Annotated in this window: 16 protein-coding genes; 1 reads left to right on the forward strand and 15 read right to left on the reverse strand. The window is 61.5% G+C overall.

The features are described 5' to 3' along the window. Positions 1–637: 637 nt before the first annotated feature. Entirely contained in the window at positions 638–1,897 is a 1,260-nt protein-coding gene (murA, locus tag FEZ60_RS19370) for a UDP-N-acetylglucosamine 1-carboxyvinyltransferase (protein ID WP_045071310.1), read from the reverse strand. 54 nt (positions 1,898–1,951) lie between these two features. Between murA and FEZ60_RS19375 the strand changes: the two genes are divergently transcribed. Further along, positions 1,952–2,524, forward strand: a complete 573-nt coding sequence (locus tag FEZ60_RS19375; protein WP_045071314.1) for a cob(I)yrinic acid a,c-diamide adenosyltransferase — start codon at positions 1,952–1,954, stop codon at positions 2,522–2,524. A 14-nt stretch (positions 2,525–2,538) separates the two neighbouring features. Here the strand turns inward: FEZ60_RS19375 and FEZ60_RS19380 are convergent, their stop codons facing one another. The 14 genes from FEZ60_RS19380 to prfA form a co-directional block, all read right to left on the reverse strand. Continuing rightward, entirely contained in the window at positions 2,539–2,961 is a 423-nt protein-coding gene (locus tag FEZ60_RS19380) for a DUF2550 domain-containing protein (RefSeq protein WP_033236108.1), read from the reverse strand. A gap of 49 nt (positions 2,962–3,010) precedes the next feature. Then, on the reverse strand, positions 3,011–3,379 hold the full coding sequence (locus tag FEZ60_RS19385) for a F0F1 ATP synthase subunit epsilon (RefSeq protein WP_033236107.1): 369 nt from the start codon (positions 3,377–3,379) through the stop codon (positions 3,011–3,013). 6 nt (positions 3,380–3,385) lie between these two features. Further along, entirely contained in the window at positions 3,386–4,837 is a 1,452-nt protein-coding gene (gene atpD / locus FEZ60_RS19390) for a F0F1 ATP synthase subunit beta (RefSeq protein ID WP_003941349.1), read from the reverse strand. A 3-nt stretch (positions 4,838–4,840) separates the two neighbouring features. Further along, entirely contained in the window at positions 4,841–5,824 is a 984-nt protein-coding gene (locus tag FEZ60_RS19395) for a F0F1 ATP synthase subunit gamma (RefSeq protein WP_033236106.1), read from the reverse strand. A gap of 48 nt (positions 5,825–5,872) precedes the next feature. Then, positions 5,873–7,516 carry a F0F1 ATP synthase subunit alpha gene (atpA, locus tag FEZ60_RS19400; protein WP_033236105.1) on the reverse strand — a complete coding sequence of 548 codons (1,644 nt, stop codon included), beginning with the start codon at positions 7,514–7,516 and terminating at the stop codon, positions 5,873–5,875. Between the two features lie 62 nt (positions 7,517–7,578). Next, positions 7,579–8,403, reverse strand: coding sequence for a F0F1 ATP synthase subunit delta (locus FEZ60_RS19405; RefSeq protein WP_033236104.1), 825 nt, complete (start codon positions 8,401–8,403; stop codon positions 7,579–7,581). A 5-nt stretch (positions 8,404–8,408) separates the two neighbouring features. Next, positions 8,409–8,969, reverse strand: coding sequence for a F0F1 ATP synthase subunit B (locus FEZ60_RS19410; RefSeq protein ID WP_033236103.1), 561 nt, complete (start codon positions 8,967–8,969; stop codon positions 8,409–8,411). Positions 8,970–8,978: 9 nt separating this feature from the next. Continuing rightward, entirely contained in the window at positions 8,979–9,227 is a 249-nt protein-coding gene (locus FEZ60_RS19415) for an ATP synthase F0 subunit C (protein WP_033236102.1), read from the reverse strand. Positions 9,228–9,307: 80 nt separating this feature from the next. Next, positions 9,308–10,132 carry a F0F1 ATP synthase subunit A gene (gene atpB / locus FEZ60_RS19420; RefSeq protein WP_045071318.1) on the reverse strand — a complete coding sequence of 275 codons (825 nt, stop codon included), beginning with the start codon at positions 10,130–10,132 and terminating at the stop codon, positions 9,308–9,310. A 282-nt stretch (positions 10,133–10,414) separates the two neighbouring features. After that, positions 10,415–10,825 (reverse strand): hypothetical protein, encoded by a 411-nt coding sequence (locus tag FEZ60_RS19425; RefSeq protein WP_165826378.1) that lies wholly within the window; start codon positions 10,823–10,825, stop codon positions 10,415–10,417. 92 nt (positions 10,826–10,917) lie between these two features. Further along, positions 10,918–12,102: an MraY family glycosyltransferase gene (locus FEZ60_RS19430; RefSeq protein ID WP_033236100.1), complete on the reverse strand. Its 1,185-nt coding sequence runs from the start codon at positions 12,100–12,102 to the stop codon at positions 10,918–10,920. Between the two features lie 40 nt (positions 12,103–12,142). Continuing rightward, entirely contained in the window at positions 12,143–12,805 is a 663-nt protein-coding gene (locus FEZ60_RS19435) for an L-threonylcarbamoyladenylate synthase (RefSeq protein ID WP_033236099.1), read from the reverse strand. Further along, positions 12,802–13,734, reverse strand: coding sequence for a peptide chain release factor N(5)-glutamine methyltransferase (gene prmC, locus FEZ60_RS19440; RefSeq protein ID WP_033236098.1), 933 nt, complete (start codon positions 13,732–13,734; stop codon positions 12,802–12,804). Before prmC ends, FEZ60_RS19435 begins: the two co-directional genes overlap by 4 nt. Positions 13,735–13,784: 50 nt before the next feature. After that, the gene (prfA, locus tag FEZ60_RS19445; protein WP_172936779.1) at positions 13,785–14,864 is read right to left on the reverse strand and encodes a peptide chain release factor 1; all 1,080 of its coding nucleotides are present in this window, start codon (positions 14,862–14,864) and stop codon (positions 13,785–13,787) included. Positions 14,865–14,963: the final 99 nt, after the last annotated feature.

The following is a 14,963-nucleotide window of genomic DNA, read 5'->3' on the forward strand; positions in this document are numbered from 1 at the left end:
CTCTCCGTTGAAGACTCTAGATTTCGCGGGCAAGCCCACTAATCAGTCATAGACAAAAAGAGTCAAATCACTAGCAAAAAAACTCAACTAGCAAAAAATGTGTCGGCAACCATTCAGACGGAAGAATGAACAATCACCGACGAAAAATACTCACACCCCGAACATCAGAACCGAAACCCGAAGGCCCGGAACATCATTCGACATGTGAAGTACCAAATAATTTTGGCACTGACATTCATCGACACACTGTTGAGTTCTCAAAGAACACGCGCACACCATCACCGCGACCTTCAGGCCACTCGCTCCGGGGCAACTTTTCCAGCCTATCCCATCGAAGTCACCGGCGCAAACCGGAACATCGTGAAGAAGAACTGGGGTTGAAGCACAACCATACATGATGGAAACTACTTCGAATTTTGGCCAGGCACTTCGTACAACCTCGTGTCACTCGCTGTGAAGCGGGAGTCGGTGTCCGTGTCGCTCTGACTTGGAATAAGTTACGCGAACCTTCAACGAATTAACAAATCGCCTGGTCGCTCTACTGGACTGGACAAGATTTGCGAGGTCACAGCGATTTCCGTGCCGGCTGAATCCAACTAAGCCGCACAACTGCCCGATGTGACCCCGAGCACCCCGACTATTCGGTGCTGACCCTCTCGATAATCCCGCCCAGTCCACGCAGGTTCTCGACAAAGCGCGGATAGCCGCGGTCGATGTGGAAGATGTCGTGCACTTCGGTCACGCCATCTGCCACCAAGCCGGCAAGAACAAGTCCAGCTCCGGCGCGAATGTCCGAAGACCACACCGGCGCGCTGGACAGAACCGGCACTCCCCTGATTACGGCATGGTGACCGTCGGTCCGGGCGTCTGCGCCTAAACGGATCATTTCCTCCACGAACCGGAAACGGGATTCGAAGACGTTCTCTGTGATCATCGACGTTCCCTCTGCCACTGCTGCCAGTCCGATGGCCATGGGCTGGAGGTCCGTCGGGAATCCCGGGTACGGGAGCGTCGCAAAGTTGACGGCTTTGGGCCGCTCACGTTGGACAACTCGAAAACCGTCGACTTCCGGTGTCACTTCGGCGCCTGCAGTTCGCAGCTTGTCGAGGACCAACCCGAGATGCTTGTGGTTGACCCCACGAACGCGTACATCTCCCCTGGTCATCGACGCGGCGACGCCCCAGGTTGCTGCAACGATGCGATCACCGATGACTCTGTGTGTGGTCGGTTCCAGTTTGCGAACACCTTGAATGGTGAGCGTCGTGGAACCCCCGCCACTGACCTTTGCCCCCATCTGGTTCAGCATGTTGCACAGATCGACGATCTCCGGTTCACGTGCCGCATTGTCGATGACCGTTTCACCACGCGCGAGAACGGCAGCCATGAGGATGTTCTCAGTAGCACCGACCGACGGAAATACGAGGCGGATGTTTGCACCGTGCAGGTCATCGGCCTGCGCCACAACACATCCGTGCTCGATTTCGCTGTGGGCACCGAGAAGTCGAAGACCAGACTGATGCATGTCGAGCGGCCGGGATCCGATCGCATCGCCACCGGGAAGGGCAACCACGGCCCGTCGACAGCGCGCTACGAGTGGTCCCAAGACACAGACCGATGCGCGGAACTGCTTCACAGCGTCGAAGTCTGCGTGGTATTTCGGTTCGGCCGGCGTCGTGATCCGAACTTCGGAATCTTCGAGTTCGACTTCGCACCCCAAGCCTCGCAGCACGTCCGCCATCAGCGGAACGTCGAGGATGTCTGGGCAGTTGGTCACGACGGTAGTGCCCTCGGCCAACAATGCTGCAGCCATCAGCTTCAGCACACTGTTCTTGGCGCCCCCGACTGAAACTTCACCTTCGAGGCGCTTACCCCCGGTTACAAGAAAGTGCTCACTCACGGTTCACAGCCTAGAGCCACAACCGTCGAAACTCCGCGCCGGTACCGTTGGCGTATGAGTGTTCACCTAACGAAGATCTACACCCGGACCGGCGACGACGGCACCACAGGACTGAGCGACTTTTCGCGCGTGTCCAAGAACGACCCGCGCCTGACCGCATATGCGGATTGCGACGAAACCAATGCCGCGATCGGTGTTGCGTTGGCCCTCGGCAATCCATCGGAGAGTCTGACGGCGATACTTCGACAGATTCAGAACGACCTCTTCGACGCGGGAGCCGACCTGTCCACCCCGGTCGTCGAGAATCCCAAATACCCGCCGCTGCGCGTTACCCAGGCATACATCGATCGCCTCGAAGGCTGGTGCGACGAGCTCAATGATGAACTGGCACCGCTGAATTCGTTCATTCTGCCCGGCGGAACGCCGTTGGGAGCTCTACTGCACGTTGCTCGGACCGTATCTCGCCGAGCCGAACGAGCGGCGTGGTCGGCTATCGATGCGCACCCTGACGACACGAGCGTTCTGCCCGCCAAATACCTCAACAGATTGTCGGATCTGCTCTTCATCATGGGAAGAGTTGCCAATCCGAACGGTGATGTTCTCTGGAAGCCAGGCGCCGGCGCCTGACGCCGCACCTCCGGTCAGGCGGTACGTCGCCTGCGGGCACGCCCGTCTGGCCGAGATTCCACCCAGGACAGGAACGCGGTCAACGCTCCACTGTCCAAAGCGATTTCGTAGTTCGACGACCCATCACGCAGACGCAGGACAACGATGTCGTCACTCATGATGTCGAATTCGGTACCGGAGGGAGAGCGACGGCTCTCGACCTCGATGCCTTGACGGTCGACACGTGAATCCGGACCGGGCCGGAGAGAAGAAAGTTTGAAGAATACGAAGGAGCTTTCGCCGTAGCGAATGATTCCGTGTCGCCACCCGCTGTCCCCCGGAGAGGGCAGAACACGAAGAAGTGCTGCCGTACCACCGCGGCGCAGGATCACCAGACGGTACAGAAAAGCCGCGACGAGAACCGCGAGCAGCACAACCAGAATGATCAACACAGTCATTCCGAATGTCACTGTTCGTCGGCTCCCGTCGCGGCTTTGCTCTGATTAACTACGCGCGCTCGACTGCCCGAAGCTGACCCTTGGCGACCGCAATCGCCTCGTCGTCGGCTTGGGTGTCAGCGAGTACTGCCTTGGCAGCGCTCACGTCGATGTCCTCGGCCATGTCCGCGGACTCGGCCAGAATCGTGACGGTGGTAGCCGTCACCGACAGGAAACCGCCGTGAACTGCTGCGACGATGCGCTCACCGTCGACAGACGTGATCGACACGGTGCCGCCCTCGATGAGCTGGCCGAGAACCGGCTCATGCCCAGGCATGATGCCGATCTCGCCCTCAGTCGTCTGAGCGCTGACCAGCGTCGCCGTACCCGACCACAAGCGCTCCTCGACGGCAACGAGTTCTACGGTCATCTCAGCCATCGTGGACTACTTCCCGGCCATCTTCTTGGCTGCAGCCTCGACGTCGTCGAGTCCACCACAGCTGTTGAATGCCTGCTCGGGAAGGTGATCGAACTCGCCCTTGCAGACGCGGTCGAAGGCTTCGATGGTGTCGCGAAGCGGCACGACGGAGCCGGGCTCACCGGTGAACTTCTCGGCAACGATGAAGTTCTGGCCGAGGAACTTCTGGATACGACGGGCGCGGCCCACGAGGACCTTGTCCTCTTCCTGAAGCTCGTCCATACCGAGGATGGCGATGATGTCCTGCAGTTCCTTGTACTTCTGCAGGATGCGCTTGACCTCGTTGGCAACGCGGAAGTGCTCGGCACCGACGATGCCGGGCTCCAGGATGCGGGAGGTCGAGCTCAGCGGATCCACAGCGGGGTAAATACCCATCTGCGAAATCGGGCGCGAGAGCTCGGTGGTGGCATCGAGGTGCGCGAACGTCGTAGCCGGCGCGGGGTCGGTGTAGTCGTCGGCGGGCACGTAAATAGCCTGCAGCGACGTGATCGAACGACCACGGGTCGAGGTGATGCGCTCCTGGAGCTCACCCATCTCGTCCGCAAGCGTGGGCTGGTAGCCCACTGCCGAAGGCATACGGCCGAGGAGGGTGGAAACCTCGGAACCTGCCTGCGTGAAGCGGAAGATGTTGTCGATGAACAGCAGGACGTCCTGGCCCTGAACGTCGCGGAAGTACTCCGCCATCGTCAGTGCGGACAGGGCGACGCGCATACGCGTTCCGGGCGGCTCGTCCATCTGGCCGAAGACAAGGGCGGTGTCCTGGAGGACGCCCATCTCTTCCATTTCCAGGTGGAGGTCGGTGCCCTCACGGGTACGCTCACCGACGCCTGCGAACACCGAGGTGCCCGAGAACTCGCGAGCGATACGCGTGATCATTTCCTGGATCAGAACGGTCTTGCCGACGCCGGCACCACCGAACAGACCGATCTTTCCACCCTTGACGTACGGGGTGAGAAGGTCGATGACCTTGATGCCGGTCTCGAGGATCTCGGTCTTACCTTCGAGCTGATCGAAGGCTGGTGGCTTGCGGTGGATGCCCCACTGCTCGCCGTCACGGCCGAGGCCGGGTGTGTCGAGGCAATCGCCCAGTGCGTTGAACACGTGGCCCTTGACGACGTCACCGACGGGAACCGAGATCGGCTTGCCCGAGTCGGTCACTGCAGTGCCGCGGACCAGGCCGTCGGTGGGCTGCATGGAGACGGTGCGGACCAGGTTGTCACCGAGGTGCTGAGCAACCTCGAGCGTCAGCGTCTTGGCGACCGAGGGAAGCGTGATCTCGGCGTTCAGGGCGTTGAACAGTTCAGGAACAGCGCCACGCGGGAATTCAACGTCCACGACGGGACCGATGACCCGCACGACGCGGCCGGCTACGGCCGAAGCCGAACCTGCCCCGTTGTTTTCGGTTACTGCTGCGGTCATGTGCTAGTCACTTCCTGCGCTCGAGGCGAGCGCGTTGGCGCCGCCGACGATCTCGCTGATTTCCTGGGTGATCTGGGCCTGGCGAGCCTGGTTGGCCTGACGGCTCAACGTGTTCACCAGTTCGTTTGCGTTGTCCGTCGCGGCCTTCATAGCGGTACGACGGGCTGCCGACTCCGATGCCGCAGCATCGAGAAGCGACGAGAAGATACGCGTGCTGACGTACTTCGGCAGAAGTGCGCCGAGCAGTTTCTCCGGCTCGGGCTCGAAGCTGAAGTCAGCGACGGGACCGGTGGAGTGGTCGTCGTCGTGACCGTTGGTCAGCATGTCGTCGCCGAGTTCGATGCGCTCTTCGGACACGGACACCTCGAGGGGAGCCATACGGCGAACCTCGGGGGTCTGGGTCAGCATCGACACAAAGCGGGTGTAGACGATATGGAGTTCGTCGACGCCCTCGATGGTGCCTTCGCCGTTCGGAGCGTCGACCTGGTTGCCCGAACCTGCCATGAAGAGCTCCACCAGGTGGCGGCTGGCCTTCGCGGCATCCGAGTAACCCGGATCCTGCGAGAAGCCCGTCCACGCAGCACCGATGTCGCGGCCACGGAAGGTGTAGTAACCGAGTCCCTTGGAACCGAGCACGTAGACAACCGGCTCCTTGCCCTCGGTGCGGAGCAGAGCCATGAGCTCTTCTGCCTGCTTGAGGACGTTGGAGTTGTAGCCACCACACATGCCGCGGTCACTGGTGACAACGAGCACCGCAGCCCGCTTGGGCTCCGGACGCTCGTTGAGCAGCGGGTGATCGAGCGAAGCAGACGCACTCGCCAATTCGGTGAGTACCTTCGTGATCTCCTCGGCATACGGCTTGGATGCGGCGACGCGAATCTGAGCCTTCGTGATACGCGAAGTCGCGATCAGTTCCTGTGCTTTGGTGATCTTCTTGGTCGAGTTGACCGACTTGATACGGGACCGCAATTCGAGAATGCTTGCCATCGATCAATCACTCTCCCTTCGGAATTCGCAGTGTCATGGGCGCGTGCGTCACTTGCTGACGGTCTTGCGCTTGACGTTGATCTGCTCGTTCGCGACCTCGTCTGCGCCCAGAGCGTCGGCCTCGGCTTCGTTCACGACCCGGCTTCCGTCGGATGCGATGAAGCCTTCCTTGAACTTGTCGGTTGCAGCGATCAGCGCAGCAGCGTTGTCGGCATCGAGTGCCTTACCGCCGTTGATGCTGGAGTAAACGCCTGCAGCCGAGTGCTTGAGGTCTTCGAGCAGTTCCTTCTCGAAGCGACGGACGTCGCCGATCGGGACGCTGTCGAAGGTGCCTTCGCCGGCGAGGTAGATCGAGATGATCTGGTCTTCGACGGGGATCGGGCTGTACTGATCCTGCTTGAGCAGCTCGACCAGACGGGCACCGCGCTCGAGCTGAGCCTTGGAGGCAGCGTCGAGATCGGATGCGAAGGCGGAGAACGCTTCGAGCTCACGGAACTGAGCCAGTTCCAGACGCAGCGAACCGGAAACCTTCTTCATGCCCTTGGTCTGTGCAGCGCCACCGACGCGGGAGACCGAGATACCGACGTTGATCGCGGGGCGAACGCCCTTGTTGAACAGGTCGGACTCGAGGAAGACCTGGCCGTCGGTGATGGAAATGACGTTGGTCGGGATGTATGCCGAGACGTCGTTTGCCTTGGTCTCGATGATCGGCAGAGCCGTCAGCGAGCCGCCACCGAGTGCGTCGGACAGCTTCGCCGAACGCTCCAGCAGACGGGAGTGCAAGTAGAAGACGTCACCGGGGTATGCCTCACGTCCCGGCGGGCGACGCAGCAGCAGCGAGATGGCGCGGTACGCCTCTGCCTGCTTGGTCAGGTCGTCGAACACGACCAGAACGTGCTTGCCCTGGTACATCCAGTGCTGGCCGATGGCCGAGCCGGTGTACGGTGCGAGCCACTTGAAGCCTGCGGAATCAGAAGCCGGAGCAGCAACGATGGTGGTGTACTCCATCGCGCCCTTCTCCTCGAGGGCAGCCTTGACGCCCGCGATGGTGGAGCCCTTCTGACCGATGGCAACGTAGATGCAGCGAACCTGCTTGTTGACATCGCCGGAATCCCAGTTGGCCTTCTGGTTCAGGATCGCGTCGATGCAGACCGCGGTCTTGCCGGTCTTGCGGTCGCCGATGATGAGCTGGCGCTGGCCGCGGCCGATCGGGGTCATGGCGTCGATAGCCTTGATACCGGTCTGGAGCGGCTCTTCGACCGGCTGGCGCTCGAGCACCGAAGCGGCCTGCAGTTCGAGTGCACGGTTTTCGGTGCTCTCGATCTCGCCGAGGCCGTCGATGGGAGCACCCAACGGGTCGATGACGCGGCCGAGGAAAGCGTCGCCGACGGGAACCGACAGAACGTCGCCCGTGCGCTTTACTTCCTGGCCTTCTTGAATGTTCTGGTAGTCACCCAGGATGACTGCACCGATTTCGGTGGCATCCAGGTTGAGCGCGACGCCGACGATTCCACCGGGGAACTCCAACAGCTCGTTGGACATAGCCGAAGGCAGGCCAGAGACGTGCGCAATGCCGTCACTGGTGTCGGTCACTGTGCCGACCTCCTCACGGGAGGCCTCCGGGGAGTAGCTCGCGGTGTAGTTGTCGATCGCGCTACGGATCTCGTCGGAGGAGATCGTCAGCTCCGCCATGTTTTTCCTGCTCTCGGTATCTGGTCTTCGAAAAGATCTGGAGTGTGTGTTCGGCTGAAGGACTATTTGAGGTTCTTCCGCAGTGCTGCGAGTCGTCCCGCTGCACTACCGTCGATGACCTCGTCGCCCACCCGGACGACCAAGCCGCTGAGAAGTGCGGGATCGATCTCGACGTGCACGGTTACCGGCTTCCCGTAGGTGCGGGTAAGTGTGCTCGTCAAACGATCCGTCTGCTCCGCACTCAACGCCGAAGCGCTGCGCACGTGGGCAACAGCGGTATCACGCTGCGCGGCGGCAAGATTCGACAGCTGGTCGAAAGTGTCTGCGGGTGCAGACTTCAACCGGCCGACGGCCTGTCCGGCAAGTGCCTCGGTGACCGCGGTGACCTTGCCGTAGAGCAGGCGCGAAAGGAACTCACGCTTGCGGGCTGCGGGAACCGACAGATCCGAGAGCGTCTGCTCCAGGCTGGGATCCCCTGCCACGATGCGGCCGAGACGGAACAGCTCGTCCTCGACGGTGTCCAACTGGCCCTGATCGGCTGCGGCGCGAAGCAGAGCTTCGCGGCCGAGCAGTTCGAGCGAGTTGACCAAGTCGCGGCCCGCTGACCAATCCTGGCCTGCAGCTGCTTTCACGGTTGCCAGCGCTTCCGCGCCGACCTTTCCGGAGAACAACTGCTCAGCCAAGCCCTGGCGACCAGCGACCGGTGCCGAAGCGTCAGCCAGCGCGCTGCGAAGAGCGCGCTGGCCGTCAAGTACCTCGACCACCGAGAAGAGCTCGGACCCAGCCTGCGCAGCGGCCGCGGTAGCGGCACCTGCAGAGACTGCGCCCAGGGCGCTGCTCAGCGCAGAACGCGTCTGCGCCAAGGATTCACGGCTCGCTGCGTACATGTTGCTCACTTCCTGGCTGAATCAGCGCTGACGGCGTCGAGCTCGTTGAGGAATCGATCAACCGTTCCGGCACGCTTCACGTCGTCGGCGAGGGACTCTCCGATGACCTTCTCGGCCAGGTCTACAGCGGTCTTGCCGAGATCCGAGCGGAGCTCAGCGACGATCTGCTGACGCTGGGCGACGAGCTGGCTGTGGCCTGCGGCCACGATGCGATCGCTCTCCTCCTGCGCCTGAACCTTCATGTCAGCAATGATCTGCTGACCCTGGGTGCGCGCTTCCTCACGGATCTGCGCGGCCTCGGTGCGAGCTTCGGCAAGCTGCGCGCGGTACTGCTCAAGCGCGTCCTTTGCCTCGGCCTGTGCCTCTTCGGCCTTCTTGATCCCGCCCTCGATCTGCTCGGTGCGATCGGCAAGGACCTTCTGGAACATCGGAAGTACGAACTTCCAGAAGACAAAACCGACAACGACGAGGCAGACGATGGACCATACGATGTCGTACGTCGCGGGCACGAGAGGGTTGTGAGTCTCACCCTCAGCGGCCGCGAGCAGAGTAATGGTGGCTGCCATGTCGGTCTCTTAGAAAATGAAGCCGGCGACGAGGCCGATCAGCGCGAGGGCCTCGGTGAATGCAATACCGAGGAACATGGTGGTACGAACCTGTCCGGCCATCTCGGGCTGGCGAACCATGCCCTCGATTGCCTTACCGACAACGATGCCGATACCGATGCCGGGGCCGATTGCCGCGAGGCCGTAGCCGATGGCGCCATAACCCTTGTTGGTGATGGTCTGCTCGGCAACTTCCTGTGCCAGGTAAGCGACGCTCATGGTGTTCCATTCCCTTTCAGTTGACCTTCGCCGGTGTCGACGAAAGGCTCAGTTCTTGGTGTAGCTGAAATGTGGTGTGGTCAGTGATCTTCGGCGTGCAAGGCGAGGTCGATGTAGACCGCGGCCAGCAGAGAGAAAACGTAGGCCTGCAGCACGATCACCAGGATTTCGAAGAAGGTGAAGGCGATAGCCGCGGCCAGGGAGGCAACACCGAAGAGTGCCTGGAAGCCGCCGTTGAGGACAAAGAAGTTCGTTGCTCCGAGGAACAGCACCAGCAGGATGTGGCCGGCCAACATGTTGGCCATAAGACGAACCATCAACGTGAAGGGGCGCAGGACGAACGTCGAGATGAACTCGATCGGGATCAGCAGGAAGTGCAGGGCAGTCGGAACGCCGGGCACAACGATGCTGCTCTTCACGTACTTGAAGAAGCCGTACTTCTTGATGCCCACGTAGTTGAAGACGATGTATGCGAGTGCCGCGAGAACCAACGGCATACCGATACGCGCGTTCGGTGAGATGTTCAAGAAGGGGATGATCGCGGAGACGTTGTTGGCGATGACGACGAAGAAGATCGTGGCAATGACGGGCAGGAATCGCTTGCCCTGTTCCTTACCGAGAACGTCTTCAGCGATCTGCACGCGAACGAAGTCCAACGCGATCTCGGCTACGTTCTGCACACCACGCGGAATCAACCGCGGGCTGCGCATCGCAATTGCGAAGAACGCTGCTACCAACACCGACATCAGAATGCGGATGAGCATCAGTCGGTCGAGCTCGAACGGACCCGCGTGAATCAGTACTGATTCGGGGAAAAAATCGTCTAGTGACGGCGCGTGGAACTCCACGGCGGCCAGGGTGGTGACGCTCAGCGTTCTCTCCCGTAGTCGGTCCGCAGCCATCATTGACTGCGGTTCGATCGGACATTGACGATCTACAAGTCGACAAGTTCGACTCGCGCATTCGTCAGTTGCTGGAGAACCCTCGCGGGGGCCTGGCTTCTGTCGGTGTCGGCGACTCTCGTCGACTCAGTGGCCCAGAATATCGGCCACCTGCGAGCACATGGCATCGTCGGCTGAGGGTTACCTAGCCTGCCTTTGCTCTCGCTTGACGCTGACCCTACCAAGTCATCTACGACATTGTGTAGATGGGGTACCTGAAGGGGCGGTTCGTTACGATTTGTAGTACTACTCTTCGTCGTTGACCGGGGCGCTCGGGGTGGGGTCCACGTACGGCGTCTTGGTTCCGAGAACACCGTATGTTTCCGCCCCGAGGACGATAACCAACGCAAATACCATGACCAGTACCAACGACGTCTTGTCATAGAAGTCGAGCGGTTTCAGAATCGCGAGCACCACAATTGCCAGGATCATCTTGAGCAACCAGGTCCCGAGAAGAACTGCACCAGCGGTCAGGGCCGGCAGTTTCGACGTGAGAAGAACACCCAGTGCGGTGAAGAGAATGAACCCACCGCCGACGGCGGCGCCGAGAAGCGCGCCGTACAGGCCTTCCTTACCGCCGATCAGCCACCCGAGCAGGGAACCGACAATGGTCAGCACAACCAGTCCGATCACGCCCCACTTCACTGCGGAGCGCATTGCTGCGGTCGAATCGGGAATGGGCTGCGATGCCGGCACTGATTGCGGGGTGTTCGTCACGATGCTCAAGGGTAATGGATCGGAAAAGTTCCCTACCCTCGCTCCTGCCGGCGATCGCGCAGTGACGGGATCGCCGTGAACAGGAATGCCGCAAGTAACCCGGCCGCCACGAGGACAACAACCAACTGTCGATCCAGCAGCGAAGATCCCACAGCGCCGAACGCAAGAACCCCCACCCACGAGTAGATGACCAGCACAACTCGGCGATGGGTGTGACCGATCTGCAGCAACCGGTGATGCAGATGCATCTTGTCCGGACTGAACGGACTCACACCTGCCCTCGTGCGGCGGATGACCGCAAGCAGCATGTCCAGCATGGGGATGAACATCACAGCACTGACCAGCAGCAACGGCGCGAGGAGACCGACAAGATCGCGCGTGCCGTAGGCCGTCAGCGGAATCCGGCCGGACGCGGACGTCGAAATCGCGGCAAGCATGAGTCCGATCAGCATGGATCCGGAATCACCCATGAATATCCGTGCCGGATTGAAATTGTGCGGCAGAAATCCGAGGCACGCTCCGGCGAGAGCAGCGGCGATCATCGCCGGCGGGTACACGCTGACATCACCGCCCTGATCGTGCAGGAGTCCGATCGAGAAGAGGAGGATCGCGACCGCGGCAATAAGGCCGAGTCCCGCCGCCAGACCGTCGAGACCGTCGACGAAATTCATGGCGTTGATAGTTGCGACGGCAACGGCAACCGTGAACAGGCCCGATTGGATCTGGTCGAGAATGATGGTCGATCCGCCGTCACCGAACGGGTTGTAGATGATGAACCAACTGACGCCCATCACCACCATGATTCCGGCGGCAGTCACCTGACCGACGAACTTCGTGAGGGCGTCGAGTCCCCACTTGTCGTCGATGATCCCCACCAGGACTATGACACCGCCGGACACCAGCGCCGCTTGAACGTCATGACTGTCGAACTCGAATCCTCGTGTCAGAGCAGGCAATTGCTGCGCGAAGAGTAGCCCGGCAGCCAAACCCACATACATTCCGACACCACCGAGACGAGGCGTCGGCTGAACGTGGACGTCACGGTCGCGCGGTATCGCCACCGCTCCGAAGCGAATGGCCAGTATCCGTACTGCGCCGGTAGCCAGATAGGTGACCACAGCAGCGGTGCACAGAACCAGCAGGAGTTCTCGGATCGGTACGCCCGTTCCCCCGCTTGACTGCGCGAGGATCTCGGTGGCCTGGTGCGTCGTGATCACTGGGGAGAATCACCCGTGTTCTGGCGGGCACCGACCATCGTTACGAAACTCCCTCTACAAGGCTTTCCGGCGTAGTGCCCAACACGTCTGCGATATCTTCCGCCGACACGGCGCCGACCCGCAGGATACGGGGCGAGTCGCCGGTCAGATCCACGATCGTCGACGCCACCGCGTGTGCTGCCGGTCCGCCGTCGAGGTAGACGCTGGCCGAGCCGCCTAGCTGATCACGAGCCTCGTCGACCGTGGTGGCCGGTGGACGTCCGGAGATGTTGGCGCTCGAGACGGCAAGCGGTCCGACGTCGCGCAGCAATTCCAATGCGACGGGGTGCAACGGCATGCGAAGCATGACCGTTCCGCGCGTATCGCCGAGATCCCAGGCCAGTGAGGGTGCTTGTTCGACAACCAGACTCAGCCCGCCCGGCCAGAATGCGCGAACGAGATCGCGTGCCTGCGGACGGACGCTGTAGACGAGTCCGTCGATGGTGTTCCAGGATCCGACCAGAACGGGAACCGGCATGTCCCGGCCGCGCCCCTTGGCGCGGAGGAGGCTCGTGACGGCCTCGCTGTCGAACGCATCAGCAGCCAATCCGTACAACGTGTCTGTCGGAAGGACAACCAAGCGGCCGGCTTTGAGTGCATTCTTAGCGGCAGCTAGACCTGCCGTACGGGTATCAATTTCACTACAGTCGTAAACGGTGCTCACTGGACCATCCTGTCACTCGGCATTCCGTGGTCTCGCTCACGCTGGGCTTCCACGTCGGTGGCGACGCGTCTCGCGACAACAAAACGGGGGCGACCGGCCAGGTCCGGATGCTGCTCCACTTCGCCGAACACCCGTCGACCGGAGAACAGTGCCGCGACGCCGTCGCCGTTGGTGTCGTCGTGCTCGATCCCGGCGGCGCCGCCGATCCGCAGCCAGCGTGCGATGTTGCTGATCATGGGTTTGATGACGGACAAACCGTCCGGACCACCGAAGAGAGCCGTGTGCGGGTCGTAATCCATGACCTCGGGCTGCAGCTGCGCCCCTTCGGGAATGTACGGCGGGTTGGAGACGACGAGGTCGACTTTGCCTTCGAGAGCCTGCAGCAGATTGCGATCGGTGACATCACCTTGATGAAGATGAATCGGGGTATCCCCCGCTGTTTCACGGTCCGCGGCGTTGCGACGCGCCCACGCCAGCGCGGCGGGCTCTTTCTCCACGGCATGCACCACAGCGTCCGGCCTTGCCTCGGCGATGGACAGCGCAAGCACGCCCGAGCCGGTGCACAGGTCCAGGACAACCGGAGGCCTACTGCCGCATCCTTCGAGGAACGAGAGTGCCCAGCCCATCAGCAACTCGGTTTCGGGCCGCGGGATGAACACACCCGGACCGACGGCAACGTCGATATTGCCCATCGACGCGCTGCCGATGATGTGCTGCAACGGGATTCGCTTCGCGCGCTGCGCCACCATGCCGTTGAACGCCTCGATCACCTCGGGGTCGACCAACGGAATCAGGCCTAGGCGGGTGCGCTCTACCCCGAGCAGATGCGACGCCAGCAGTTCGACATCATTACGTGGGCTGGGTACGCCGGCCGCGTCGAGCTCTTTGGCTGCCTCGATCAGCGCCAAACGGAGTGGGAGTCTGCTCACGCGTACAGCCTGCCACGCCTGAGAAATTCACGAGTTGTCATGTCGCCCGCCTATTCGGCTGCGAGGCGGGCCTCGCGGTCCGCCTTGCCCAGTGCGTCGAGGAGCGGATCAAGCTCTCCGTCGAGAACCGCGTCGAGGTTGTGCGACTTGAATCCGATGCGGTGATCGGTGATGCGGTTCTCGGGAAAGTTGTAGGTGCGGATACGTTCCGAGCGGTCGACGGTCCTGACCTGGCTCTGGCGTCCGGCGGAAGCTTCCGCGTCTGCGGCTTCCTCTGCGACAACCTGCAGACGAGCAGCCAGCACCTGCATGGCGCGGGCCTTGTTCTGAAGCTGCGAGCGTTCGTTCTGGCACGTGACCACAATTCCGGTGGGCAGGTGAGTGATTCGCACCGCGGAGTCGGTGGTGTTGACGCCCTGGCCACCCTTGCCGGACGAGCGGTAGACGTCAATGCGCAGGTCACCCTCGTCAATCTGAACCTGTTCGACCTCTTCGGGTTCCGGGTACACCAGGACACCGGCGGCGGAAGTATGCACACGTCCCTGCGATTCGGTGACGGGCACGCGCTGGACGCGGTGAACGCCGCCCTCGAACTTGAGTCGTGCCCATACGCCGTCTGGGGTATCGGACTTACTCTTGATCGAAATGGTTGCTTCTTTGTATCCACCGAGATCGGAGACCGTCGCATCCAGGATTTCGACGCGCCAGCCGTGACGTTCCGCGTAGCGGACGTACATGCGGGCCAGGTCGGAAGCAAAGAGTGCCGACTCCTCGCCGCCTTCACCCGACTTCACTTCGAGAACGACGTCGTCGCCGTCGTGGGGATCACGCGGGGCAAGTTGATCGGTCAGCGTCTGCTCGAGCTGTGCGACCTCGGACTCGAGGTCCGGAATCTCCGCGGCAAAGCTGGAATCGTCGGCAGCGAGTTCACGCGCGGCTTCCAGATCGTCCTGCGCAGCAGTGAGCTTGTTGTACGTCGACATGATGGGCGAGAGCTCGGCGAACCGCTTTCCGACACGGCGGGCGGCCGTCGGGTCGTTGTGCAGCGCCGGGTCGGACATCTGCGCTTCGAGACCGGCATGTTCTGCCAGGATGTCGTCGATGGCCGAGGGCTTGGTTGCGCCTGCCATGGTTCGCTCCGCTCTGAGTTTTCGTTTCCTACGGTGCGCGCTTAAAGATAATTCGACGCTACTACCCGGGAAACGCGCAAAACCGAGTGCAGGCACAAA

The organism is Rhodococcus sp. MS16 (genome assembly GCF_013277795.1).
Taxonomy (GTDB): Bacteria; Actinomycetota; Actinomycetes; order Mycobacteriales; family Mycobacteriaceae; genus Rhodococcus_F; species Rhodococcus_F globerula.

Excerpts from the sequence above, each read along its gene's own strand:
- FEZ60_RS19380 (WP_033236108.1), bottom strand. The coding sequence starts at position 2,961 with ATGACTGTGTTGATCATTCTGGTTGTGCTGCTCGCGGTTCTCGTCGCG.
- FEZ60_RS19425 (WP_165826378.1), bottom strand. The coding sequence starts at position 10,825 with ATGCGCTCCGCAGTGAAGTGGGGCGTGATCGGACTGGTTGTGCTGACC.
- FEZ60_RS19395 (WP_033236106.1), bottom strand. The coding sequence starts at position 5,824 with ATGGCAAGCATTCTCGAATTGCGGTCCCGTATCAAGTCGGTCAACTCG.
- atpA (WP_033236105.1), bottom strand. The coding sequence starts at position 7,516 with ATGGCGGAGCTGACGATCTCCTCCGACGAGATCCGTAGCGCGATCGAC.
- FEZ60_RS19385 (WP_033236107.1), bottom strand. The coding sequence starts at position 3,379 with ATGGCTGAGATGACCGTAGAACTCGTTGCCGTCGAGGAGCGCTTGTGG.
- prfA (WP_172936779.1), bottom strand. The coding sequence starts at position 14,864 with ATGGCAGGCGCAACCAAGCCCTCGGCCATCGACGACATCCTGGCAGAA.
- FEZ60_RS19405 (WP_033236104.1), bottom strand. The coding sequence starts at position 8,403 with ATGTACGCAGCGAGCCGTGAATCCTTGGCGCAGACGCGTTCTGCGCTG.
- FEZ60_RS19375 (WP_045071314.1), top strand. The coding sequence starts at position 1,952 with ATGAGTGTTCACCTAACGAAGATCTACACCCGGACCGGCGACGACGGC.
- FEZ60_RS19410 (WP_033236103.1), bottom strand. The coding sequence starts at position 8,969 with ATGGCAGCCACCATTACTCTGCTCGCGGCCGCTGAGGGTGAGACTCAC.
- atpD (WP_003941349.1), bottom strand. The coding sequence starts at position 4,837 with ATGACCGCAGCAGTAACCGAAAACAACGGGGCAGGTTCGGCTTCGGCC.
- atpB (WP_045071318.1), bottom strand. The coding sequence starts at position 10,132 with ATGATGGCTGCGGACCGACTACGGGAGAGAACGCTGAGCGTCACCACC.
- FEZ60_RS19415 (WP_033236102.1), bottom strand. The coding sequence starts at position 9,227 with ATGAGCGTCGCTTACCTGGCACAGGAAGTTGCCGAGCAGACCATCACC.